Consider the following 23,350-nt stretch of genomic DNA (forward strand, 5'->3'; position numbering starts at 1 on the left):
CGCTCGGGTTCCGCGTCGCACCAGTTGTGGTCAAGGCGCTCTGTCTTCGACGCCGGTTTCGATCTGAAGGTGGCCATCTGGGAAAGAAGAAGACATTGCGGTCGCCATCAGAATCCCATTTCGACCGAATCCCGCCTCTTTCGGCTCGTCAAGGATGCAGCCGCGAGCCGTAGCCGTCCACCGGGTCATTCGTCCCAGGCGACCACCCACTGAGATTCCTCGAAAAACTGTTCGAGTGAAGAATAGTCCTCGACCCAGTAGTCCCCGATCCCGGTGTGAAAATCATGGTCACTGGCCAGGAGAATGAGGAAGCTCGGTGGGTCGTCCGGGAGTTCCTGAACTCTCACCCAGCTGTTCTGGTCGGCACCGGACATGATGTGCCCCACAATGCCCAACTTGATCACAGGGCACACTCTGGCGTTTCCCCTCAGTCGATCAGAGGCACGTGGTTGTTCACGAACGGCCTCTTGTCTCCGGCGTTCTCGAACATCTCGAAGTGTACGTGCGGAACATCAGGCCAGTGGCCTCCTTGGAGGGAGTCCTGGTCCATGCGGAACTGGCGCAGCCCGTCGGAACTCCGGAACACGCCCCGGCCTTGCCCGAGTTCCCGATACCCGTCCCCGAGAAAGTCGATGCCGGACTGGAGCGCTTCGTCGGCCGTCATGGGGTGCTGGCTGACCAGACTCCCCCTGCCTTGCCGCGTTTCGGCGACCGCAGGATGTTCACAGGACATCAGCCCCAGGGGGTCGACCCAGGTATGCGGGTTGTGCACGTAGGTGACCGGGTTGGGCGCGGGCGTCAGGCCGAGAGGGTCCGGTGAGAGGTACCGTGCGGTCGCCGGATCGTAGTAGCGGTGGTAGTTGTAGTGGAGACCCGACTCGGTGTCGTGATACTGCCCCGGAAACCGGAGCGGAGTGAAGGCAGAGGCATTGCTCTTCCACGCTGTGGTGCCCCACAACGTCGCACGGCTCTGCCATGCCAGCTCGCCCTGCTCGCCGATCAGTTCCGACGGAGTGCCGACCAGGTCCGTGACGATCGCGAAGAAGCGCCGGTCAATTTCTTGTTGGGTGGAGGCATCCGTCATGCGTTCCGTCTGGGCCAGTGGGCGCAGACCCTCGTAGTCCCACGTGATGGTGAACAGCGCATGCCGGGCGGAGGCGGTGACGGTCTGCTCGACCAAGGCGGAGCCGTCCCAGGCGAAGTCGATGTGCTCCATCACCCGTCCGCTGCCGTCATTCGCCAGTTGCTGCTTGGCGACGCGCCGACCCAGAGGGTCGTACTGATAGCGCCACTCCGTGCCATCCGGGGTGATCACCGAGGCCAGACGGTCCTCGGCATCCCAGGTGTAACGCCAGACGTCCGGCTTCTTCGAAAGACGTGACCGCCGCCGCATGGTGATGCGCCCGGCCGCGTCGTGCTCGTACCGAATCCGCCCGGCCCGGGTGAGGCGTGTGCCCCCGTACTCCCGCTCACCCTGGACATCGGCAGATCCCCGCTGATGAGGCCACTCGGCCCAGGTCTGGTTGCCGGCCTCGTCGTAGGCATACGCCTCGGTCCAGCCATCGGCCTGAACGGCGGTGACCCGGCCCGCCGGATCGAGTTCGAACTCGCGCCGCTCGACGCCTCCCGTCAGCACGGCGGCGAGGTGGCCGTCCGGGCGGTAGTCGTATGACCGGGTGTACGCGGTCCCGGAGGCGGCCGTGACCTCCTCGGCCGTGAGACGTCCGGTCGGCGCCCAGGTCTGTGTGAGGGCGAGTGCGCTGTCGACACGTCGCGTTGTGGGGCGGCCTGCCGCATCACGCTCGAAGGCGATGGTGTGCCCGGAGGTCGTCAACGTGGTGCCGCGCCCGGCCGCGTCGAAGCCCCATTCGCTGGAAGCGCCAGAGGGTGTGATCCGGTGTGTGCGGCGGCCGCAGGCGTCGTAGACACTTCTGAGTACCCGGCCGTTGCAGGACTCGGAAAGCACGCGTCCGGTCGCGTCTCGTTCGATGACCAAGGCGGCATGCGCGTTTTCGGCCCTTGCCAGTCGGCCGAGTACGTCGTAGACATACTCGGTGGAAGCCCCGTCGGCCTCCTTGCGGGTTACCCTGCCCGCGAAGTCGCGCTCGAAGACCGTCGTCTGGCCCAGCGCGTTGGTGCGGGCGGTGAGACGGCCTTCGGGGTCTCGGTCGTACGTCACCCGGGAGCCGTCGAAATCCGTCTCGGAGACCAGGCGGCCGGCAGCGTCATAGGTATAGTCCCAGGTCAGGCCCTGCGGGTTGGTTACCCGACGAACTCGGAGCGCGGCATCGTGGGCGTACTCATAGCGCTGGCCCCCCGGTTCGGTCCGCGCCGTGAGCGTGTCGAAGGGGCCATAGGTATAGGTCGTCTGATTGCCGTTGGCGTCAGTGTGCCGGAGGCAGTTCCCCTCACTGTCGTAGGCCCAGGTCTGTTCGGCTCCGTCCGGCGCGACGGTCCGGACCTTATGGCCTTCGACATTCCACCAGGTGAACGTCACCGCCCCGGCTGGGTCCGTCACCACCGTTTCACGGCCGAAGGCGTCCAGTTCGCGGACGGTCCGGTTGCCGAGAGGGTCGGTGATTTCGACAGGCAGGCCGGCACCGTTGCAGCTCATTCGGGTCGTTGCCCCCGACGGATCAGTCCGCGCTACGAGCCCGCCGGACTCGTCGTAGGCGAATCGCCGTGTGGCTCCTCCCGGATCGGTGGCGCCCGTGCAATTCCCGTACTGGTCGAACTCGTATTGGAAAGTCGAACCATCAGGCAAACGCACCGTGCTTGGTCTTCCCGACTCGTGGTAGTCGTATCGGGTCGTCCGGCCTTCCGGGTCCGAGACCACGACGGGCTGGCCGAACCCGTTGTTCACGAACCGCGTGGTGTGGCCGAGTGCGTCGGTGAGTCCCGTGACGTGGTGGTACTCGTCGTAGGTCGTGTGGGTGCTGTTGCCCAGCGGGTCGATCTCCGTAATGACATTGCAGTGATCATCGATCACATAGCGGGAAACCGCTCCTTCTGCCGTGGTGAGGGTAGTGACACGGGCATGTGGCAAGGTCGGTTCGGTGCCGTCGTATTGCAGGGTGAGAGAGAAGTGCCCCGCGTGGCCGCCCTCAGCGACGCAGCGGTCCCGTTCGTCGTACGTGTAGGCGTAGCTGTGTCCGTTGGTGTCTCTCCACGACGTCACTCGCTGTCGATGGTCGTAGGCGAACCGCAGAGGCAAGCCACTTGAATTGACAACCTCTGTGAGATGACCTTCGGTATAGCCGTACTTCTTGAGAACGATGCGCTCATCGTCCTTGCTGAGCACCAGCGCGGTGACACGACCGGGAGTGTCGGTCTCGACGCAGATGTGATAGCCGCCGGAGTGCCGGAGGGCGGTGGGAGTGCCGTAGCGGTCGTAATCGATGTCGATGGTATTGCCGTTGCGGTCGGAGATTCGCAGCAAAGGCGCGACGCCGAGGTTTGTGAAGGCGGAGAACACTCGGGTCTGCCCGGTCAGAGGGTCGCTGACCCGGTAGCCGAGCTCGCCCCCATGCCCATCAACCTCAGCGGCGCGGACCAACGGCCATCGAGGCCCCGCGACCGGTAGGACGGGGACTCCGGTTTTCTCCGGATGTGGGTAGGCCAGCAACATGCCGTCCTCCGTGACGAACACGATGCCTTCGTCGTCACGCTCCAGTCGCTGGTCGAGGGTGGAGGACCAGGAGGGTCCGAACCAGAAACCCGCCCGGTAACCGGACTCCACACGCCGGGTGAACGCCAACGGCAACGTCCCCGGCAGCACAACATCCACCTGCGGCAAGAACATCCGTCCCGTCGCCATGTCCACGGGGTCGGTGTCCCCGCGGCGGATGAGATTGCGCATCCGGTCGTACGTGCCCTGGGCGGCCTCCCCGAGGCCCTGGCGAGCTCTGCCGGCCGTCTGCCGAAGACCCGCGGCCATACTGCCCAGGCTGGTGCGGGCGGTGCGGGCGCCCGCACCCACCAGGCGGCCGCCCGGGAGGACGTCCAGGACGGCGAAGCCGACGTCCCACAAGGAGGCTTCGCCTTTTGAGTATTTGACCAGGGTGTCCGCCAGGGCGACCAGAGCCACCGCCAGCAGGATGCCGGCGATCAGCGGGCCGCCGATGAACAGGGCCGCGATGCCGACGATGGTGCCGATGATCTGGGCGACCTGCACGATCGTGTCCCAGTTGTCGGCGACCCAGTCGACGACCTTCTCCCACCACTTCTTGTTCTTGATGCCCGCGTCGGAGGCCGTGCGCAGATCCGACACACACAGCGAAGCGGCCTCCTGGCGGGCCTCCTTCGCCTGCTGGGCCAGCAGCTTCGCCGCGTCGAGCCGGCCCTGCGCGCCGGTGACCGCCGACTGGGCGTCCTCGTGGTCGCCCTCCGCGTCGGTCAGTGCGCGCCGCACCTCGGCGCGCACCTCGCCCTCGTCCGGCGGTTCGGCCTCCTCCTGCGCGGTTTCCAGCGAGGAGGCTGCCGTCTCCAGCCAGGTCTCGGCGGAGGTGAGGTCCGACTGCGCCTCGACCGCGTCGTCCAGCGCGCGATCCGCGTCCGCCTGGGCCTGGCGCAGCTTGGGCCAGTACGTGGCCAGCGCCTGGCCGGCGAGTTCGTGCGACTCGTGCAGCTTGGCCAGGTTGGGCGGCACCTTCTCCATCTGCTCGCCGAACGCGTCCGCCGTCTCGCCGGTGAACGTGTCGAGCAGACTGTCCCCCATCAGGTTGCGCAGCTTGTCCTGCGCGTCGGCCACGTCGTCGGCGAAGGCGAGGAGTTTGTCCGCCAGTTCCTCGACCCGGTCCGGATCCCCCGGAGTGGGGTCCGAGGTCATTCCGACCGGTGACCAGTCCGATGCCCGTCCCACGTTTGTGCTCCCCCCCGTTGATTCAGACGGCCTGTTGCTGTCCGCCGCCGCCTGACCCGTCCTCACTCAGCTCTGCCGCGTACTCGCCGTCCACGTCCGAGAAGAACGTGATGATGTTCTGCGTGATCTCCTTGATCGAGGTCAGCTGCTCGTCGATCTCACCCCGGCCGTCACGCCAGTTGTCGACGAAGCTGTCCAGCGCGTCGACCACGCCGCTGTCGCCCAGATCGTCCTCGTAGCCGTCGAACGTTCTCCCCAGACCGTTCATGCGGGACTTGATCGAATCGACCTCGCCGCCGAAGGACTCCAGTGCCTCGAACGGAATGCCCAGGTGCTCGCCGGACATGATCCCTCCCCCGGGAAACTCTGCGTCAGATGAACCGGAACGTCGACGTCACCGCGTCGAACACGTCGAAGAAGGAATCGGTCAGCTCCAGATTCCTCGTGGTGCCCGAGATCAGGGCGATCTGGTGACCCGTGCCCGGCACCGGCACGAAGGTCTGCATCATGGCCACCCGCATCACCCGCCGGTCCCCGGCGGGTGCGACATCCTCCACCCCCCGGGTCCTGGCGACCTGCCCCACCCCCGCGATCTCCGTGACGGACACCGCACGCCACGGGTCGCCCGCCGTGCGCGCCCGGATCTCCTTCAGCTGGCCGGCCACCGAGCCCGGATCCGTCGGCAGCGGCGCGCCGCCCTCGGTGCGCGGGCTCAGCAGGGTCACGGTCAGGGTGGCCGTCACCAGCGCGTCCTCGTCGCCGAAGGCCTGGGCCATGCACCCGATGTACGCGGCCCCGGCGTCCCAGGCGTTCGCCGCCTCGCGGCGCAGGAACCGCTCCATCACCTCACGGTGCCCCGCCACGTCCGGACGCAGCCGGACCCGCTCGTCCATCAGCCGGCGGATCGCCTGGTCCCTCAGCTCGGGGCGGATCTCGAACTCCCACCAGCCATCGGGCACCGTGATCGAGAACCCGGACCGCTCGACCTGGACCGCTTCCACCCTCTTGCCCATGGCCGCGCTCTCCCCCTGTTGATCGTCCGTCGCCCACGGTACCCGGGTTCGCGGCGCCGCGCCGCCCCCACAAGCGGCGGAATCGCGAGGCGGTGCGGGGGGTTCCTGCCATGGTGGGCGGGATTGTCCCGATCCCCGTGACGGAGGTGTGTCCGCATGGCCGTTGCCCCTCGACTAGTCGCTCTCGCCGAGCAGATGCTCGGCACCACTGTGCCGGTACGGATCCGGGCCTGGGACGGCAGCGAGGCGGGGCCGCCGGACGCGGGCGGGCCCGTCATCGTCGTCCGGCACCGGCGCGCGCTGCGCCGGCTGCTGTACAAGCCGGGCGAGATCGGCCTGGCCCGCGCCTGGGTGGCCGGGGACATCGACGTGGAGGGCGACCTCTACGCGGTGCTCGACACCCTCGCCCCCCTCATCTGGGAGCGGGCGGACGCCGGTCTCGCCGCGCCCGGCGGGCGGCGCCGGATCGCCGCGGCGCGCGAGTTCGCCGCGCTGGCCGGCCCCGGGCTGCCGCCGGCCCCGCCCCGCGAGGAGGTGCGGCACCGGCGCGGCGGCCCGCTGCACTCGCTGCGCCGCGACCGGCGCGCCATCTCGCACCACTACGACGTGGGCAACGACTTCTACCGCCTGGTCCTGGGCCCGTCCATGGTCTATTCGTGTGCCGTGTGGGACGACAAGACCCCCTCGCTGGAGGAGGCCCAGAGCGCCAAGCTGGATCTGATCTGCCGCAAGCTCGATCTGCGCGAGGGTCAGCGCCTGCTGGACGTCGGCTGCGGCTGGGGGGCGCTGGTGCTGCACGCCGCCCGGCACTACGGGGTGCGCGCCACCGGCATCACGCTCTCCGGCGAGCAGGCGGCCCACGCCCGCCACCGGATCGCCGAGGAGGGCCTGGAGGAGCGGGTGGAGATCCGGGTCCAGGACTACCGCGAGACGGGGGACGGCCCGTACGACGCGATCTCCTCGGTCGGCATGGCCGAGCACGTCGGCTCCGACCGCTACCGCGAGTACGCCGCCCGGCTGCACGATCTGCTGCGCCCCGGCGGCCGGCTGCTGAACCATCAGATCGCACGACGCCCCGCTCCCGGTGGGGAGCGGGGCGAGAAGGCGTACCGGGTGGACGCCTTCATCGACGCCTACGTCTTCCCCGACGGGGAGCTGGCGCCGGTCGGGCGCACCGTGTCCCTGCTGGAGGAGGCCGGTTTCGAGGTCCGCGACGTGGAGGCGCTGCGCGAGCACTACGCCCTCACGCTGCGCGAGTGGGTGCGCAATCTGGAGAGCCGCTGGGCCGAGGCGACCCGGCTGACCTCCCCGGGCCGGGCCCGGGTGTGGCGCCTGTACATGGCCGCCTCGGCCCTGGCGTTCGAGCGGGCGCGCATCGGTGTGAACCAGATCCTCGCGGTGCGGATGACCCCCGACGGGGTGTCCGGCCTGCCGCTGCGCACCCGCGACTGGATCACTCCGTCTTGATCGCCTGGAGCATGTTGAGCTTGGCGGCGCGCCTGGCCGGCCACAGGGCGGCCAGGACGCCGACCAGGGCGGCCAGGGCGAGGAAGAGGCCCATCCGGCCCCAGGGCAGCACCAGTTCGTAGGTGTCCATGCTGGTGGCGATCATCTCGCCGACGGCCCAGCCGAAGAAGACGCCCAGGCCGACTCCGAGCACCCCGCCGAACAGGGCGATGACCACCGACTCCAGGCGGACCATCCGCTTGGTGCCGCGCCGGTCCAGGCCGATGGCGCGCAGCATGCCGATCTCCTGCTGGCGTTCGAAGACGGACATGGCCAGCGTGTTGATGACGCCGAGGATGGCGACGATGACGGCCATGGCGAGCAGCCCGTACAGGATGTTCAGCAGCAGCGTGAACGCGAAGGCGATGTCCTCGGAGATGTCCTGCCTGTCCTGGACGAGGATGGCCGGGTTGCTGCCGAGCGCCTCCTCCAGCGCGGACTTCGTGGCGTCGGAGACACCGGCGGTGGTGCTGAGCATCACCTGGAAGTCCTGCACGCGCTGCATGTGCGGGGTGATGGTGGCGTTGTCGAGCAGGACGCCGCTGATCATCTCGTTCGCCTCGTAGACGCCCGTGACGGTCAGCTCGCCGGTGGCGCCGTCCTCGTAGGTGACGCCGAAGCTGTCACCCACCTGCCACCCGTGCTTGTCCGCCATGTCGGTGTCGATCACCGCGTTGTCGCCGCTCAGCCCGTCGAAGGAGCCGGAGGCGAAGGGCAGGTCGAACAGCTGCGCGATGGAGTCGCCGTTGACGCCGATCAGGTACTCGTCCTTGGCGCCGCCGTCCAGGTAGGCGGGCGCCATGCGAAGGGGCGAGACGGCGGTGGTGTCGGGGCGCTCGGCGAGTGTGTCCGCGATCTCGGGAGCCAGGGGGGTGAAGTTGGCGGTGGACACCACGTAGTCGGCGGTGATCGCCTCGGCGGCCAGCTTGTCGATGGCCTTCTGGGTGCTGCCGGCGATGACCGTCATGCCGGTGATCAGCGTCAGCCCGATCATCAGGGCGGAGGCGGTGGCGGCGGTACGGCGCGGGTTGCGCACCGCGTTCAGCCGCGCCAGTTTGCCGGAGACCCCGCCCAGCCGCAGCAGCGGGGAGGCGGCGGCGATCACCGGGCGGGACAGCAGCGGGGTCAGCACGAACACGCCGATCACCAGCACGGCCGCGCCCAGGCCCATGGTGGCGCCCTTGTCGTTCTGGTTGATGCCGGCCAGCACCAGGGCACCACCGCCGGCGGCCAGGATCGAACCGATGGTGTTCCGTACCAGCAGGCCGCGCTTGGTGGCGGTGGCGTGCACGCTGCTCATGGCGGCGACCGGCGGGATCTTCGCGGCCCGGCGGGCCGGGAGGTAGGCGGCCAGCATGGTGACGCCGACGCCGACCACGATGGAGGCGATCACGGTGGAGCCGGTGACGATCAGTGGCCCGTCGGGGATCGTCAGCTCGAAGGCGTTCATCAGCCCGCGCAGCCCGGCGGCGATGCCGATGCCGGCCAGCAGTCCGGAGACCGCGGCGACCACGCCGACGACGAGCGCCTCGATGAGGACGGAACGGGTGACCTGGCGGCGGCTGGCGCCGACCGCGCGCAGCAGGGCCAGTTCCTTGGTGCGCTGGGCGACCAGCATGGTGAAGGTGTTGGCGATGATGAAGATGCCGACGAACAGCGAGATGCCCGCGAAGATCAGCAGCGCGGTCTGCATGACGCTCATCTGGCTCTTGATCACCTCGGCCTGGTCGTCCGCCAGCTGCTGGCCGGTGATGGCCTCGGCATCGGCCGGCAGCAGCGCGGTGACCTCGTCCTTGAGCTGCTGCTGGGAGGTGCCCTCGGCGGCCTCGACCGTGATCTGGCTGTACGCGCCGGGGGCGGTGTAGAGGCTCTGCGCGGTGTCGTTGTCGAACAGCACCAGGGTGCCGCCGGCCGCCACGTTGCCGTCGTCGGTGGTGAAGACACCGGTGACGGTCTCCTCACGCACCGGGCCGTTCACCGAGAGACGGACGGTGTCGCCGACCTCGTAGCCGGTGCGCTCGGCGGTCCTGGCGTCGAGGGCGACCTCACCGGCGGCCTCGGGGGCACGGCCGGAGGCCATCGGGTACCGCGCGTCCTCGCCCTCCGCGTCCGGGTAGTAGTTGGAGCCCCGGGCGTCGAAGCCGCTGCCGACGAGCTTGCCGTCCTTGTCGGCGAGCGCGGCGAACCCGGAGGCCTCGCCTATGGCGTTGCCGGTGCCCGGGAGCGCGGTGACCTCGGTCAGCAGGTCCTGGCCGAGGTAGGCGGCGGCGCCCGGACCGGAGGCGTCCGCGTCGTTGTCGGGCCGTACGGCCACATCGACGTGGGTCAGGCCCTCTTCGGCGCTCTTCTGGTACGCGATGGAGATGGTCGAGGTGAACACCAGGGTGCCGGAGACGAACGCCACGCCGAGCAGGACGGCGAGGGTGGTCATCAGCAGCCTGGCTTTGTGCGCGAGCACATTGCGCAGGGCGGTACGGAGCATGGAGCGGTCCCGGGAGGTGGTGGGTGAAGTCTGCGGAGGGGTGGGCGGGCCGAAGCGGTGCGCGCCGGGCGGATCAGCTGGTACGGCCCCGGGCGTCGTACTGCTTCATGTGCTCCAGCACCCGCTCGGCGGTCGGGTCGGCCATGTCGTGCACGATGCGGCCGTCGGCGAGGAAGACCACCCGGTCCGCGTACGCGGCGGCGACCGGGTCGTGGGTCACGATCACCACGGTCTGGCCCAGCTCGCGCACGGAGTTGCGCAGGAAGCCCAGCACCTCGGCGCCGGCCCGCGAGTCGAGGTTTCCGGTGGGCTCGTCACCGAAGATGATGTCCGGCTTGCTGGCCAGGGCGCGGGCCACGGCGACGCGCTGCTGCTGGCCGCCGGAGAGCTGCGCGGGGCGGTGCTTGAGCCGCCCGGACAGGCCGACCGTCTCGATGACGCGGTCCAGCCACTCCTGGTCGGGCTTGCGGCCCGCGATGTCCATGGGGAGGCGGATGTTCTCCAGGGCGTTCAGGGTCGGCAGGAGGTTGAACGCCTGGAAGATGAAGCCGATCCGGTCCCGGCGCAGCTGGGTGAGCTTCTTGTCCTTGAGCCCGGTCAGCTCGGTGTCCCCGATGCGGGCGGACCCGGCGGAGATGGAGTCGAGCCCGGCCATGCAGTGCATCAGGGTCGACTTGCCCGAGCCGGAGGGGCCCATGATCGCGGTGAACTCGGCCGCCCGGAACTCCACCGACACGTGATCGAGGGCGACCACCTTGGTCTCGCCCTCTCCGTAGATCTTGGTGAGGTCCGTGGCCCGGGCCGCCGCGGAGCCGGTCGGCGTGGTCGGGGTCTCGGTGGCGATGGTGGACACGGTGGTCTCCTGTCGAACGGTGCGGTGGGCCGGCGGGTCGGCGGTTCGGTGAACCCCCGTGCCGATGAGCCGGTGATCCGGTGCGGCGATGGGCGTCGAACGGGCGCGGACGGCGTGCCCACGAAATCCCACGCCCTATCCTTCCGGCCGCGCGCCCCCCTGGGATCCGTCCCGCTGGTGGTTGTGGGGCCTTCTTGAGGGGTACGGACCGAGCTCGTCCGTCATCCCTGGGGATGACGTCACCCCTGGTGCTCCCGAGGGTTGATTTGCGTCATTCCTTGGGGGTGGAGGGTGCGCGGAGGGGCCGGTGAGGGGCCGGTCCAGAGCTGATGACCCATCAGGGGCTCATAAAATCAGACAACAACGGTGCCAGGCACCGGTGTTAGCAGCTCGTGACCCCGATAAGCTCGGACACGCCCTGTTGCGCACACGCGCTTGGTACGGCTTGGGGATTCTGTGCCCGGATGGTGGAATGCAGACACGGTGAGCTTAAAACTCGCTGACCTTCGGGTCGTGCCGGTTCAAGTCCGGCTCCGGGCACACCACCACCCAAGCCTCTGACCTGCGGGGACGGCCACATTCCGGCGCCTTGGCGCCGTAGATTCGGACACCGGTCCGAGGCCGACTCGCGGACGGTGAACAATTCCCGTCCCGGGCGCCGCTGCCCGCTGTGGAAGGACTCATCGCCGTTCCCTCCCGTTACGCCGGAGGTACCGTCTGAATGTCCCGTTCGGATGGGAGAGTTCATCATGTCCGAGAGCTCCGAGAGCTCCGGCAGCGGCGACCACCGGTACGACGCGGCGAGGGGACTCGCCCAGCGTGCCCCATCTCGTACAGCGCCATCACCAAGGTCGAATCCGGCCACCGCACCGTCACTCGGACCCTGACGGCGGCCTGCGCACGGCGCTGCGGGCCCCGGGTCACGGACCTCACCGGGCGGCCGTACTTCGACGCACTCGTACAGGGCCGGCTGGAGTCGCTGATCCAGCCCATCCGCCATGCCATCGCCGACCCCGCGCTGCCGGGGGGAAGGCCATCCTGCCGGCCGTGCGGTGGTCGCCGTCCCGCGTGCCGTCTGACCTGGAATGACCGGGGGCGCTACCACCGCGCACCCACCCGTCTTGTGCCAGCAGGCGGCAAGTGCCGTTCAGCGGCATAAAAAGGGCTCTCCGTGCGTAGACTCTCGGCGTGACCGACACCGGACTGACCCTCCGCGAACGCAAAAAGCTCAGGACCCGGCGCGCCCTGGTGGACGAGGCGCTGCGGTTGTTCAGCGAGAAGGGGTTCGCCGAGGCGACGCTCGACGAGCTGGTGGACGCGGTGGATGTGTCCCAGCGCACCTTCTTCCGCAACTTCAGCTCGAAGGAGGACGTGGCCCTCGCCCCGGAGCGGGAGTTGTGGGCGGCGTATCTCTCCGAGATCGACCGGCGGGCGGGCGGCGGGGCTCCCACCCTCGGCGAGTTCCAGGAGATGCTCTTCGGCGCCGTCGCGGGGATGGCCGAGGGCTGGGAGCAGCGCTTCGTGGTCAGCCGGGCGCTGTGCGACCGGACCCCCGCTCTGGTCGCGCAGAGCCTGGAGCACTGCGCCCAGGTGACCGATCAGGTGCTCGAGAGGACCACGGAAGAGGGACAGCGGGCGGCGTTGCCGCAGCGGCTTCTCTTCGAACTGATGCTCTCCGCGTGGCGGCACGCGCTCAGGGAGTGGTCCGCCGCCCACCGGGCCGGCGACACGGGCCCCGGCCGGGACGCGCTGTATGAGCGGATGCGCTCCGCTTTCGCCGCCATTCCCGAGGTGGCCGCCTTGACACGTCGGTAACGACCTGCGAGGGAGGGAACCTTCTCACCTCTTTTCAGCGTTATCACGGGTGCACTAGCGTGCGGTCTTTGCGAACGCATTACTCTGATACGCAAGGCCGTGCCGTGCGGCCATGGAGGAGTGAGATGAGGAGCAGCAACCCGGTCTTCACGCGTCGGGGGTTCAGTCGGGACGGCGGCTACGCCGGCTTCAACGCCGGACCGCAGCCGCAGACCGGGACTCCGTACGCGGGCAGCCCGAGCAACCCCTACGCGCAGCCAGGGAATCCCTATGCGCAGCCCCAGGTAGGCCCCGACGGCAGTGTGATGGCGCCGGGCGCGCCCGGCACCCGTCCGGGTGTGATGACGATCGACTCGGTCGTCTCGCGTACCGCCCTGACCCTCGGCTCGGTCGTCGTCGCGGCGGCCTTCGCCTGGATCATGGACCTTCCCCTCGGCGTGGGCATCCTCTTCGCCCTCGTCGGCATGGGTCTCGGCCTGTGGCAGTCCTTCAAGCGTGAGGCCTCGCCCGCGCTGATCCTTTCGTACGCGGTGGCCGAGGGCCTGTTCCTCGGTGTCATCAGCAACTACATCAACCAGTGGGCGCCCGGCGCCGCGATGCAGGCCGTGCTCGGCACGATGGCGGTCTTCGCCGGTGTGCTGTTCATGTACAAGCAGCGCATCATCAAGGTGAACGCCCGCTTCACCAAGTTCGTGATGGCGGCAGCCATCGGCTTCACGCTGCTGATGGCCGTGAACCTGATCGTCGCCCTCATCGGCGGCGGTGACGGTCTGGGGCTGCGCTCCGGTGGCTTCGGCATCCTGTTCGGTGTCATCGGCATCATCCTGGGCGCCTGCTTCCTGGCGCTGGACTTCAAGATGGTCGAGGACGGCATCGCCTACGGTGCCCCCGAGAAGGAGTCCTGGCTGGCCGCCTTCGGTCTGACCATGACCCTGGTCTGGATCTACCTGGAGTTCCTGCGGCTGATCGCCATCCTCCAGGGTGACTGAGCCACAGCCGGACGGCAGCGGTCGTACGGCTTGAGGGCCCCACGGGACATCTCCCGTGGGGCCCTCCGTCGTTTCGCTCAGGGGCGCGCCGTCTCCCGGCGTAGCACGTCCCGGGCGGCGGCCACCGCGTCCGGGTCGGGGTGCTCGCGCAGGGCCCGCACCAGGTCGTGCCCGGCGACGGCGAGCTGGTCGCCGACCGCGAACACCCCGTGGTCGGGCATGACGCGCGGCTCGGCCCCGGGGCGTTCGATCAGCTGGGCGCGGCGGGACAGCTCGCGTGCCCGCGCGAGGCCGTCGGCCGCCGCTCCCTGTCGCAGCCGGCTCTCGGCCAGCCCCCGCAGCCGTCCGGCGGCCTGCTCCACGGCCTCCTCCAGGGCGGTCAGCTCCTGGCGGTAGGCGCCGGAGCCGGTGTCGGTCCCGGCGCTGGCGTCGGTGTCGGTGTCCGCGTTGTTCACGGGCCCGACTGTACCGACCCGGCCGTATCGGTCAGCCGAACTGGCCGGGGGTGTAGTCGCCGGCCGGCTGGCGGACGAGGACGTTGAGCCGGTTGTAGGTGTTGATGATGGCGATGAGCGACACCAGGGCGGCGAGCTGGTCCTCGTCGTAGTGCTTGGCGGCGGCCGCCCACGCCTCGTCCGTGACACCACCGGCCGCGTCCGCGATCCGGGTGCCCTGCTCCGTCAGCTCCAGGGCGGCGCGCTCGGCCTCCGTGAAGACCGTGGCCTCCCGCCAGGCGGCGACCAGGTGGAGCCGTACGGCGCTCTCCCCGGCCGCCGCGGCGTCCTTGCTGTGCATGTCGGTGCAGAAGCCGCAGCCGTTGATCTGGCTGGCGCGGAGCTTCACCAGCTCCTGGGTCGCCGCAGGGAGGGACGAGCCGGTGATGACCTGGCCGGCCGCGTTGATGTGCCGCAGGGCCTTGGCGGAGACCTGGTTGGCGAAGAGGTTGAGACGGGCGTCCATGGTGAGCTCCTGTGGTCCGTTCCGCTTTCGGTGGGTGCTTGCACCTGGGTGACACCGCGGGCGGCGGGAGTGTGACCGTGACGGATGTGTCCCGCGTCACACAGGCCGGTTCGTGTGCACCGGCCCTCAGGCCTGGCCCGTCTCGAAACGGGAGATCCGTCCGTTCTCCGCCACCTCGAACCGCCAGGCGGTCCGCATCTCGCCCCAGGTGTCGTTGCGGAAGCGGACGATCAGTGAGCGGCCGTCCTCGGACTCCGACTCGATGTCCATGTGTCCGCCGGCACCGAAGATCTCCTGGTCGGTCCACTGCTGGAGATCGCGGTCCGAGCCGTCGTCGGACATGGTGGCGTCCGGGGTCAGGACGCCGTGGAAGGCTTCGCGGTCGCCCGCGTTCACCGCCGCCACGAGGGCGCGTACGGCAGGGTCGGTCAGCATGCCCCCACTGAACACCGGGAACGGGGGCGCCGCAGCCCGGCGCGGACCGGTCAGGTGGGGAGCGGGAGAGCTCAGGTGGAGACGATGCGGTCGGCCAGCAGGTAGACGCTGTCCTGTCCGCAGGCGAAGGTCAGGGCGTACGCGCCGGAGATGCCCGAGCCGCCCATCAGGACGGGGGCCTCGCCGTCCCGTACCGCCGCGGCCAGCCGCTCGGCGGTCTCCTGCTGGCTGGGGGACAGGCACAGGGTGGTGCCGTCCTCGAAGAGGTACACGTCCAGGGTGCCCAGTGGCCCGGGGCGGACGTCCGCCAGCGGGGTGCGGGCCTCGGCCAGCTGGCTCAGCTGGTCGGTGGTGCGGCGCTGCTGCTCCTCGATCCCGGGGCGCGGGCCGGTGGCCTCCACGGGGTCCCCGGACAGGCTGTAGCCGGGGTGCGAGGGGTGCCGGCGGCGGGCGGCGGCCAGCTCGGCGGACTCGCCGTCCTCCCCGGCGGCCTCGCGGTTGCGGTCACGCTCACGCTCGCGCTCGGCGGCCGACTGCTGGTGCTGCTCGGCCGCGCTGCACAGGTCCTGCTGCCGGGGGACGAACACCGTTCCGTCGCCGGCCTCCTGCCCGGAGTCGCTGAGCAGGTACCGCTCCAGCAGGGCGTCCAGCAGATCCTCGTCCGCCTCGGCCACCTCGTACTCCAGGCCGCGCCCCGCGAGCAGCGCGCCCGGCCCCTCGCTCTCCCGTGCGTCCTGCTCGGCCCAGAAGGCGCGGGCCTCCGCCAGCTCCCGCTCGCGCTCGTCGGCCAGTGCCTCGGCGACGGCGGCGCGGATCTCCTCGGCCGGTACGGGCCTGCGGGCGGCCGGGAGCTGCGCGCGGCGCAGGCCCGAGACCTCGGTACGCAGGCCGCGGACGGTGTGCAGGGCAGCCGCGCTCAAAGCCACGGAGGTGCCTGCGGTCACCAGCAGGATGACGGATATGGCGCTCACGGACTGTCTCCCAGTGCTCTCGGTCCCTGACTTCCTATCTCAGGTTTCCGGGACGCGGCCACGCCGGGCAGGGTGAAACGTCACGAAATGGACAGGACCTCAGTCCCGACGCCCACCCCGCCCGCCCCGCTGACCTGCGCATTCGCCCGGGATGGCGGCGTGCATCACATCCCGGGCACACTTCGGTATCGCCCCCGCGACCCTGGCGTGATCACTCGCGGATCGCGGAAGCGGAACCTCTCTTTTATCACCTCAGCTGAGTCGCTCCAGCACCATGGCCATGCCCTGACCGCCGCCCACGCACATCGTCTCCAGGCCGAACTGCTTGTCGTGCCACTGGAGCGAGTTGACGAGGGTGGTGGTGATACGGGCGCCGGTCATCCCGAACGGGTGACCCACGGCGATGGCGCCGCCGTTGACGTTCAGCCGGTCGATGTCGATGCCCAGATCCCGGTAGGAGGGGATGACCTGCGCGGCGAACGCCTCGTTGATCTCCACCAGGTCGATGTCCCCGATGGTCAGCCCGGCCCGCTCCAGCGCCCGCCGGGACGCCTCGACCGGCCCGTACCCCATGATCTCGGGGGAGAGCGCGGACAGGCCGGTGGACACGATCCGCGCCAGCGGGGTCAGCCCCAGCTCCCGCGCCTTGGTGTCGGACATGATCACCAGCGCGGCGGCGCCGTCGTTCAGCGGACAGCAGTTGCCGGCCGTGACCAGACCGTCGGGGCGGAAGACCGGCTTCAGGCCCTGCACCCCCTCCAGCGTGACCCCGGGGCGCGGGCCGTCGTCCTTGCTGACCACCGTGCCGTCCGGGAGCGTGACCGGGGTGATCTCGCGCTGCCAGAAACCGTCCGCGATCGCCTTCTCGGCGAGGTTCTGCGAGCGGACCCCGAACTCGTCCATCTCCTGGCGCGTGACGCCCTTGTGGCGGGCGAGGTTCTCGGCGGTCTGGCCCATGGCGATGTAGATGTCGGGCAGCGCGCCGTCCTCGCGCGGGTCGTGCCAGCCCACGCCGCCCTGCTCGGCGCGCTCCGCCGAACGGGCCCGGGCCGGGTCGAACAGCGGGTTGCGGGTGCCGGGCTGGCCGTCGCTGCTGCCGTGCGCGAAGCGCGAGACGGTCTCCACCCCGGCCGAGATGAAGACGTCGCCCTCGCCGGCCTTGATGGCGTGCAGCGCCATGCGCGTGGTCTGGAGCGAGGAGGAGCAGTAGCGGGTGACGGTGGCGCCCGGCAGGGTGTCGTGGCCCAGCTGTACGGCGACCACGCGGGCCAGGTTGTGGCCCTGCTCGCCGCCGGGCATGCCGCAGCCCAGCAGCAGGTCGTCGATGTCGGCGGGGTCCAGCTCGGGCACCTTGGCGAGCGCGGCACGCACGATTCCGGCGGTCAGATCATCGGGGCGGACATCTTTCAGCGAGCCCTTGACGGCCCGCCCGATCGGGGTGCGGGCGGCGGAGACGATCACTGCTTCTGGCATGGAGTTCCTCCGGAGTGCTGTGCATCGTGCGGATGCGGTGAACGCGCCCTCATAAGCTACCGGCAGGTAACCCGGCCGCGTCCAGACCCAGGACTTGTCCGATGGACAGCGCGGGCCGGGCGGGATCCGTCGGACAAGCCTCAGGGAGACAGCCGTTCCGACGGCCCCGGTCGCTCCGAGCGCTCCGCGGGTTCCGGGTCCTCCGGGATCTCCGGCCGCTCCGAGGTCTCCGACTCCTCGGGCCGCGGCAGCTGCCGGCGCCGCCGCCGCTTCAGCAACGCCCACGGCGTACGCCGCGCCGCGCTCTCCTCCCCGGCCGCGCTCACCTCCGTACCGCTCTCCGCCGCCGCCCTGGCCGCCGCACGCTCCACCGGCAGATAGCCCTCCCGGCGCCGCGGCTCCACCCGCTCCTCCTCCGGCCACACCCCGAGCGAGGCGCACAGCGTCGGCAGCACCGCCATCGCCGCCGTGGCGTACCCGGCCGCCGAGGGGTGGTAGCGGTCCGGGCCGAACAGCTCCCCGGGATGCGCCGCGAACTCCGGGCCCAGCAGATCCCCCAGCGACACCGTGCGCCCGCCCAGCTCCACCACCGCGATCGTCTGCGCCGCCGCCAGCTGCCGGCACACCCGGCGCGCGATCCAGCGCAGCGGCTGCGCCACCGGCTCCACCGAGCCCAGATCGGGGCAGGTGCCCACGATCACCTGGCAGCCCGCCGTCCGCAGCCGCGCCACCGCCTGGGACAGATGCTTCACCGACTCGGCCGGGGACATCCGCCCGGTGATGTCGTTGGCGCCGATCATCAGCACGCACACATCCGGGGCCGGGGCCCGCCCCGGCTCGGTGAGCAGCATCGACACCTGCCGCTCCAGATCGTCCGACTTGGCACCGGACAGCGCCACGTTGTGCAGTTCCACCGGCCGCTCGGAGACCGCCGCGAGACCCGAGGCCAGCAGCGCGCCCGGCGTCTGGGTGGGCCGGTGCACCCCCATCCCGGCCGCCGTCGAGTCGCCCAGCATCGCCAGCCGCCACGGCACCGCCGCCCGCGGCCCCGCGGTGGGCCCCGACGCGTACTCCGCCCCGTATACGCCGTCCGCCAGCGGCGGGGGCTCCTCCCGGCCATTGCGCAGCAGTTGCCGCCGCGCCAGCTGTACCTCCGTCAACACCAGACCGACCGCGGCACCGCCCAGCAGGCTGATGCCACCACCGCCGTACGCCGCCGCCGTCGCGATCCGCCGCGCCACGCGCTCTCTGCTGGACATGGGGCCGCTGCGCCTCCCGTCTCGTCCGCCGTCCGCCGGCTTCCGCTTCCTGCGGTTCCCCGCTGCCGTCTCTGCTCTGTGTGTCTGCCCAGGGTGCTGGGCCGCGCAACGCGCGTCCACGTCCACGCGCGGGGCAATAGGGTGCACTCAGTGGGTGGACGAACCCGCCCCGGGATGTGCGGAGACCACAGTGCAGTATCACGAGTCGATGATCGACCTTGTCGGCAACACCCCGCTGCTCAAGCTCACCAGCGTGACGGAGGGGATCCAGGCCACGGTCCTGGCCAAGGTCGAGTACTTCAACCCTGGCGGCTCGGTCAAGGACCGGATCGCCCTGCGGATGATCGAGGCGGCCGAGGAGTCGGGCGAACTGCTCCCCGGCGGCGTGATCGTCGAGCCCACCTCCGGCAACACCGGGGTGGGCCTGGCCATCGTCGCCCAGCGCAAGGGCTACCGCTGCGTCTTCGTGTGCCCCGACAAGGTCTCCACCGACAAGATCAACGTGCTGCGCGCGTACGGGGCCGAGGTCGTCGTCTGCCCGACCGCCGTCGACCCCGAGCACCCCGACTCGTACTACAACGTCTCCGACCGCCTGGTGCGCGAGACGCCCGGCGCCTGGAAGCCCGACCAGTACTCCAACCCGAACAACCCGCGCTCGCACTACGAGAGCACCGGGCCCGAGCTGTGGGAGCAGACCGCGGGCCGGATCACCCACTTCGTGGCGGGGGTCGGCACCGGCGGCACCATCAGCGGCACCGGCCGCTACCTGAAGGACGTCAGCGACGGCCGGGTGAAGGTGATCGGCGCCGACCCGGAGGGCTCGGTGTACTCGGGCGGCTCGGGGCGCCCGTACCTGGTGGAGGGCGTCGGCGAGGACTTCTGGCCGACCGCGTACGACCGCACGGTGGCCGACGGGATCGTGGCGGTCTCCGACAAGGACTCCTTCCGGATGACCCGGCGCCTGGCCCGCGAGGAGGGGCTGCTGGTCGGCGGCTCCTGCGGGATGGCGGTCGTCGCCGCGCTGGAGACGGCGCGCGGGCTCGGCCCGGACGACGTGGTCGTGGTGCTGCTGCCGGACAGCGGGCGCGGCTACCTCAGCAAGATCTTCAACGACGAGTGGATGGCCGACTACGGCTTCCTGGAGGGCGGCGAGCCGCAGACCCGGGTCTCCGACGTGCTGCGCCGCAAGGAGGGCGGGGCGCTGCCCTCGCTGGTGCACATGCACCCCGAGGAGACGGTCGGCGAGGCGATCGACGTGCTGCGCGAGTACGGGGTCTCGCAGATGCCGGTGGTCAAGCCGGGCGCCGGGCACCCCGATGTGATGGCGGCGGAGATCGTCGGCTCGGTGGTGGAGCGGGAGCTGCTGGACGCGCTGTTCACGGGGCGCGCCGCGCTGGAGGACCCGCTGGAGAAGCATCTGTGCGCGCCGCTGCCGCACGTCGGCTCCGGGGAGCCGGTGGCCGATCTGATGGCGGTGCTGGAGTCGGCGGACGCGGCGGTCGTCCTGGTGGAGGGCAAGCCCACCGGGGTGGTCAGCCGGCAGGACCTGCTGGCGTTCCTGGCAGCCGGCGGGCGGTCCGAGAAGTAACGCGCGGACCGGCTCCCGGGACACGGGTGGCGACACCGGTACGGGCAATCGATCCCGAAGTGTCACGGCCGGGCAACGCGTCGTTAACACCGGTCCGGCACTGTTGTGGATGTCGGCACCAAGGACCTCCGGAGCGGCTCCCGGACCTCCCTGGTCGCCCGGACGCGCGGCCCCGACCCGGCCCGTGTCCTCGCGGGGACCGCCGTCGTCCCGCCCCTGGTGTTCTCACCGGGGTGCGGCGGTCCCCGCCCACTTCTTCCTCCGGCGCAGCTCCTGACCCGGCTCCGCCGCTTCGCGGGACCGGGTTAGTCGCCGTGGTCGGACCGGCGGAGGGAACCGCCGACGGTATAGCAGGCGTTGATGCCCACGATGCCGCCCCAGCAGACCACGAGCCCGGCCAGGCCCAGGTTGGCGGCGGCGATCGCCGACAGCGGGACGGCCAGGACCAGGGAGACCACGGCGAGGGCGAACGCCCCGGCCGGGCCCTCCAGGACGGATCCTGAGCGCTGTATCCCCTCGGGCTGCCCGCCCCTGGCCACCACCATCTGCTGTTCGGCGACCTGGCGGCGGACCCTCCCCCAGACTTCGTCCGGGGGTGCCCCCATGTCCACGGTGGCGTCGATGCGCTGCTCCACTTTTTCCAGGAAGGACTCGATCAGCGCGGACTCGTAGGTCGAGCCAGGTTCCCCGGGGGCGCCCCCGGACGAAGTCTGGGGGCGCGTTTGTACGGCCGCGTCGAGGTCATGCGCCGGCTCGGGGTCGCTCATGGGCGCCACCGTACGCGCGCGGGGGCGCGTGGGCACTGGGGTTAACCCCACTTCGCCGCGATCGCGCCGCCGGGACGGGCCGCTGCATAGACTTATGCAGATGAGTGAGACGGCGAGCGCGCGGGCGGGCGCGCGGCTGCGGACCCTGTTCGAGGGGCACCGGCTGACCCCGGCCCAGCGGCGGATCGCGCACTGCATGGTGCGGCAGCCGCAGGAAGCGGCGTATCTGTCCAGCGTGGAGCTGGCGCGGCTGGCGGGGGTGAGCCAGCCGTCGGTGACGCGGTTCGCGGTGGCGCTGGGCTTCGACGGCTACCCGGCGCTGCGGCGGGCTCTGCGCGCGCCGGTGGCGGAGGACGGCGGGGAGCCCGGGGGAGCCGAGGGGCCCGGGGCGAATGTCTATCAGCGGGCGGTGGCGTCCGAGATCGAGAATCTGCGGCAGCTGGCGGCGTCGCTGGCCGATCCGGGTCCGGTGGCGGAGGCGGGCCGGCTGCTGGCCGCCTCCCGGCCGCTGCCGGTGCTGGGGCTGCGGGCGGCGGCGGCCCAGGCGCGCGGCTTCGCGTACTTCGCCGCGAAGGTGCACCCGGAGGTGCGGCTGCTGGACGAGGGCGGTTCGATGCTGGCCGACCGGATCGACGCGGCGGTGGCGGCCGGGGCGGGCGCGCTGCTGTGTTTCGCGCTGCCCCGCCACCCGCGCGAGACGGCGCGGGCGCTGGAGCTGGCGCGGGCGGCCGGGCTGCGGGTGGTGACGGTGGCCGACAGCGCCTTCGCCCCGGTGGTGCACCCGGACGATCTGCTGCTGCCGGCCCCGGTGAGCACCACGCTGGCGTTCGACACGGTGTGCGCGCCGATGCTGCTGGGCCGGGTGCTGCTGGAGGCGATGTGCGACGCGCTGCCGGACGCGCCGGCCCGGCTGGAGTCCTTCGACGCGAGGGCGGCGGAGCGGGCGCTGTTCCTGGAGTGAACGGGCCGGGGCGCCGGGCGGGTACGGTCCCGCACGGCCCTGTCACGGATCGTCCTGTCACAGGTCTCCGCCGGATTCGGCGACCACCTCCGCCAGGGTCTGGGCGCGGCGCAGCATGGTGAAGGCGAGGGTCCCGTCCGGCTCGTACGCGTAGCCGTAGACGGCCGGGCGGGGGAGCGAGTTGTAGGCGAACGGGGTGGAGAAGTAGTAGGCGCCGGTGTCCAGCAGCGCGGTCAGGTCGCCGGGGGCCAGCGGGGGCAGGGCGCGGTCGCGGGCCACCAGGTCGCCCGCGAAGCAGCACGGGCCGGCCACGTCCTGGCGCAGCGGGACACCGGTCTTGGGGCGGCCCTTGGCGTCGTACGCGGCCACCCGGATCGGCCAGGCGTCCGGCGCGAACACGGTGCGGGTGGCGACCTGGGCGCCGGCGTGGGTGACGGCGATGGGGCGTCCGCCGGCGTTCTTGGTGTACTCCACCCGGGTGAGGATCAGCCCGGATTTGGCGAGCAGGGACCGGCCGAACTCGGTGACCAGGCCGTACCGCCCGTCGAAGAGCCCCGGCACCTCGCGGCGCAGCAGGGCGGCGTACGCGGCGAAGGTGGGGTCGGTCTCCTCGCTGTCGAAGTTGACGGGGAGGCCGCCGCCGATGTCGAGGGTGTCGACCTGCCGGCGGCCGAGGGCGGTGTTGATCTCCTCGGCCAGTTCGTGGGTGGCGCGCACTCCGGCGGCCATCCGTTCCAGGGGGATGCCCTGGGAGCCGACGTGGCAGTGCAGCCGGGTGAGCCAGGGGTGTTCGGCGAAGGCGCGCAGCACCCGGGCGCGGGCTCCCTCGTCGCGGAGCGCGACGCCGAACTTGGAGGTGGCGGTGGCGGTGCTCATGGCGTCGATGCTGCCGCCGCCCAGCTGGGGGTTGACGCGCAGCCCGATCGGGCCGTGGCCGCCGGTGGTGCCGGGGCCCGCGTCGATCAGCTCGGCGATCCGGTCGAGTTCCTGCGGGTTGTCGGCGTTGACGGCGATGCCCTGGGCGAGGGCTTCGCGCAGTTCGGCGCGGGTCTTGGCGGGGGAGTCCAGTACGACGCGGTCCGGGGGGAATCCGGCGGCGGTGGCCAGGGCCAGCTCGCCGGGGCCGGCGACCTCGGCTCCCATGCCCAGGCCGCCCAGCCGGCGCAGTACGGGGGCGAGTGACGCGGCCTTGACGGCGAAGGTGTGCAGGACGTGTTGACCGGGCGCCGTCACCTCATCGAAGGCAGCATGGAGGGCGGAGACGGTGTCCCGCATGTCCTGGAGGTCGAGGAGGCCGATGAGCGGGCTGTGGTCGTCGAGGAGCTCGTGGGTCACGGCCGCGGCGACGGCCAGATCCCGGCGTTCTGTGCGGTTGGCAGGCGGAACGGCAGGGACAGCAGACATACGACCACATAAG

The 23,350-nt window shown here is 70.8% G+C and carries 19 protein-coding genes and 1 tRNA gene; 6 read left to right on the forward strand and 14 right to left on the reverse strand.

The window, feature by feature from the left end:
• Positions 1–185: 185 nt before the first annotated feature.
• From H7827_RS19125 to H7827_RS19140, 4 genes are read right to left on the reverse strand one after another with little or no spacing between them, the layout of a single operon-like run.
• Positions 186–404 carry a hypothetical protein gene (locus H7827_RS19125; RefSeq protein WP_432746685.1) on the reverse strand — a complete coding sequence of 73 codons (219 nt, stop codon included), beginning with the start codon at positions 402–404 and terminating at the stop codon, positions 186–188.
• Between the two features lie 23 nt (positions 405–427).
• Positions 428–4,828 (reverse strand): RHS repeat-associated core domain-containing protein, encoded by a 4,401-nt coding sequence (locus H7827_RS19130; RefSeq protein ID WP_432746686.1) that lies wholly within the window; start codon positions 4,826–4,828, stop codon positions 428–430.
• A gap of 55 nt (positions 4,829–4,883) precedes the next feature.
• Entirely contained in the window at positions 4,884–5,207 is a 324-nt protein-coding gene (locus tag H7827_RS19135; RefSeq protein WP_386536680.1) for a hypothetical protein, read from the reverse strand.
• 25 nt (positions 5,208–5,232) lie between these two features.
• The gene (locus H7827_RS19140) at positions 5,233–5,874 is read right to left on the reverse strand and encodes a hypothetical protein (protein ID WP_432746687.1); all 642 of its coding nucleotides are present in this window, start codon (positions 5,872–5,874) and stop codon (positions 5,233–5,235) included.
• A 156-nt stretch (positions 5,875–6,030) separates the two neighbouring features.
• On the opposite strand from H7827_RS19140, the gene H7827_RS19145 reads away from it, so the two are divergent.
• Positions 6,031–7,341 (forward strand): class I SAM-dependent methyltransferase, encoded by a 1,311-nt coding sequence (locus H7827_RS19145; protein WP_432746688.1) that lies wholly within the window; start codon positions 6,031–6,033, stop codon positions 7,339–7,341.
• Here the strand turns inward: H7827_RS19145 and H7827_RS19150 are convergent.
• On the reverse strand, positions 7,328–9,862 hold the full coding sequence (locus tag H7827_RS19150) for an ABC transporter permease (protein WP_432746689.1): 2,535 nt from the start codon (positions 9,860–9,862) through the stop codon (positions 7,328–7,330). The two genes, H7827_RS19145 and H7827_RS19150, sit on opposite strands and share 14 nt — an antisense overlap.
• Before the next feature lie 73 nt (positions 9,863–9,935).
• Positions 9,936–10,715, reverse strand: coding sequence for an ABC transporter ATP-binding protein (locus H7827_RS19155; protein WP_200366735.1), 780 nt, complete (start codon positions 10,713–10,715; stop codon positions 9,936–9,938).
• A gap of 458 nt (positions 10,716–11,173) precedes the next feature.
• Here H7827_RS19155 and H7827_RS19160 point away from each other — a divergent pair.
• From H7827_RS19160 to H7827_RS19170, 3 genes are all read left to right on the forward strand, one after another.
• Positions 11,174–11,255, forward strand: a tRNA-Leu gene (locus tag H7827_RS19160).
• Between the two features lie 648 nt (positions 11,256–11,903).
• Positions 11,904–12,530 (forward strand): TetR/AcrR family transcriptional regulator, encoded by a 627-nt coding sequence (locus tag H7827_RS19165; protein ID WP_386536659.1) that lies wholly within the window; start codon positions 11,904–11,906, stop codon positions 12,528–12,530.
• 125 nt (positions 12,531–12,655) lie between these two features.
• Positions 12,656–13,519 (forward strand): Bax inhibitor-1/YccA family protein, encoded by an 864-nt coding sequence (locus H7827_RS19170; RefSeq protein ID WP_386536656.1) that lies wholly within the window; start codon positions 12,656–12,658, stop codon positions 13,517–13,519.
• A gap of 77 nt (positions 13,520–13,596) precedes the next feature.
• Here the strand turns inward: H7827_RS19170 and H7827_RS19175 are convergent, their stop codons facing one another.
• The 6 genes from H7827_RS19175 to H7827_RS19200 all read right to left on the reverse strand — a co-directional run bounded on the left by H7827_RS19175 (position 13,597) and on the right by H7827_RS19200 (position 18,617).
• Positions 13,597–13,902, reverse strand: a complete 306-nt coding sequence (locus tag H7827_RS19175; protein ID WP_364247328.1) for a hypothetical protein — start codon at positions 13,900–13,902, stop codon at positions 13,597–13,599.
• Between the two features lie 103 nt (positions 13,903–14,005).
• Positions 14,006–14,479, reverse strand: coding sequence for a carboxymuconolactone decarboxylase family protein (locus tag H7827_RS19180; protein ID WP_386536653.1), 474 nt, complete (start codon positions 14,477–14,479; stop codon positions 14,006–14,008).
• Between the two features lie 126 nt (positions 14,480–14,605).
• Complete coding sequence (locus H7827_RS19185; protein ID WP_432746690.1) at positions 14,606–14,914, reverse strand: nuclear transport factor 2 family protein; 309 nt, start codon at positions 14,912–14,914, stop codon at positions 14,606–14,608.
• Between the two features lie 71 nt (positions 14,915–14,985).
• Positions 14,986–15,885, reverse strand: a complete 900-nt coding sequence (locus H7827_RS19190; protein WP_432746691.1) for a hypothetical protein — start codon at positions 15,883–15,885, stop codon at positions 14,986–14,988.
• Between the two features lie 252 nt (positions 15,886–16,137).
• On the reverse strand, positions 16,138–17,358 hold the full coding sequence (locus H7827_RS19195; RefSeq protein WP_386536644.1) for an acetyl-CoA C-acetyltransferase: 1,221 nt from the start codon (positions 17,356–17,358) through the stop codon (positions 16,138–16,140).
• 140 nt (positions 17,359–17,498) lie between these two features.
• On the reverse strand, positions 17,499–18,617 hold the full coding sequence (locus H7827_RS19200; RefSeq protein WP_432746692.1) for an SGNH/GDSL hydrolase family protein: 1,119 nt from the start codon (positions 18,615–18,617) through the stop codon (positions 17,499–17,501).
• Between the two features lie 190 nt (positions 18,618–18,807).
• Between H7827_RS19200 and H7827_RS19205 the strand changes: the two genes are divergently transcribed.
• On the forward strand, positions 18,808–20,205 hold the full coding sequence (locus tag H7827_RS19205; protein ID WP_200366747.1) for a cystathionine beta-synthase: 1,398 nt from the start codon (positions 18,808–18,810) through the stop codon (positions 20,203–20,205).
• A 305-nt stretch (positions 20,206–20,510) separates the two neighbouring features.
• Here the strand turns inward: H7827_RS19205 and H7827_RS19210 are convergent, their stop codons facing one another.
• On the reverse strand, positions 20,511–20,972 hold the full coding sequence (locus H7827_RS19210; RefSeq protein WP_432746693.1) for a hypothetical protein: 462 nt from the start codon (positions 20,970–20,972) through the stop codon (positions 20,511–20,513).
• A gap of 100 nt (positions 20,973–21,072) precedes the next feature.
• Between H7827_RS19210 and H7827_RS19215 the strand changes: the two genes are divergently transcribed.
• On the forward strand, positions 21,073–21,933 hold the full coding sequence (locus H7827_RS19215) for a MurR/RpiR family transcriptional regulator (protein WP_386536637.1): 861 nt from the start codon (positions 21,073–21,075) through the stop codon (positions 21,931–21,933).
• A gap of 57 nt (positions 21,934–21,990) precedes the next feature.
• Here H7827_RS19215 and H7827_RS19220 read toward each other — a convergent pair whose 3' ends face one another.
• Positions 21,991–23,337, reverse strand: a complete 1,347-nt coding sequence (locus H7827_RS19220; protein WP_432746694.1) for a diaminopimelate decarboxylase — start codon at positions 23,335–23,337, stop codon at positions 21,991–21,993.
• Positions 23,338–23,350: the final 13 nt, after the last annotated feature.

The sequence above is a fragment of the Streptomyces sp. JH002 genome (assembly GCF_050916115.1).
Classification (GTDB): domain Bacteria; phylum Actinomycetota; class Actinomycetes; order Streptomycetales; family Streptomycetaceae; genus Streptomyces; species Streptomyces xiamenensis.

Coding starts and splice junctions, on each gene's coding strand:
- H7827_RS19130 (WP_432746686.1), bottom strand. CDS start 4,828: ATGACCTCGGACCCCACTCCGGGGGATCCGGACCGGGTCGAGGAACTG.
- H7827_RS19135 (WP_386536680.1), bottom strand. CDS start 5,207: ATGTCCGGCGAGCACCTGGGCATTCCGTTCGAGGCACTGGAGTCCTTC.
- H7827_RS19140 (WP_432746687.1), bottom strand. CDS start 5,874: ATGGGCAAGAGGGTGGAAGCGGTCCAGGTCGAGCGGTCCGGGTTCTCG.
- H7827_RS19145 (WP_432746688.1), top strand. CDS start 6,031: ATGGCCGTTGCCCCTCGACTAGTCGCTCTCGCCGAGCAGATGCTCGGC.
- H7827_RS19150 (WP_432746689.1), bottom strand. CDS start 9,862: ATGCTCCGTACCGCCCTGCGCAATGTGCTCGCGCACAAAGCCAGGCTG.
- H7827_RS19170 (WP_386536656.1), top strand. CDS start 12,656: ATGAGGAGCAGCAACCCGGTCTTCACGCGTCGGGGGTTCAGTCGGGAC.
- H7827_RS19180 (WP_386536653.1), bottom strand. CDS start 14,479: ATGGACGCCCGTCTCAACCTCTTCGCCAACCAGGTCTCCGCCAAGGCC.
- H7827_RS19185 (WP_432746690.1), bottom strand. CDS start 14,914: ATGCTGACCGACCCTGCCGTACGCGCCCTCGTGGCGGCGGTGAACGCG.
- H7827_RS19195 (WP_386536644.1), bottom strand. CDS start 17,358: ATGCCAGAAGCAGTGATCGTCTCCGCCGCCCGCACCCCGATCGGGCGG.
- H7827_RS19200 (WP_432746692.1), bottom strand. CDS start 18,617: ATGTCCAGCAGAGAGCGCGTGGCGCGGCGGATCGCGACGGCGGCGGCG.
- H7827_RS19210 (WP_432746693.1), bottom strand. CDS start 20,972: ATGAGCGACCCCGAGCCGGCGCATGACCTCGACGCGGCCGTACAAACG.
- H7827_RS19215 (WP_386536637.1), top strand. CDS start 21,073: ATGAGTGAGACGGCGAGCGCGCGGGCGGGCGCGCGGCTGCGGACCCTG.
- H7827_RS19220 (WP_432746694.1), bottom strand. CDS start 23,337: ATGTCTGCTGTCCCTGCCGTTCCGCCTGCCAACCGCACAGAACGCCGG.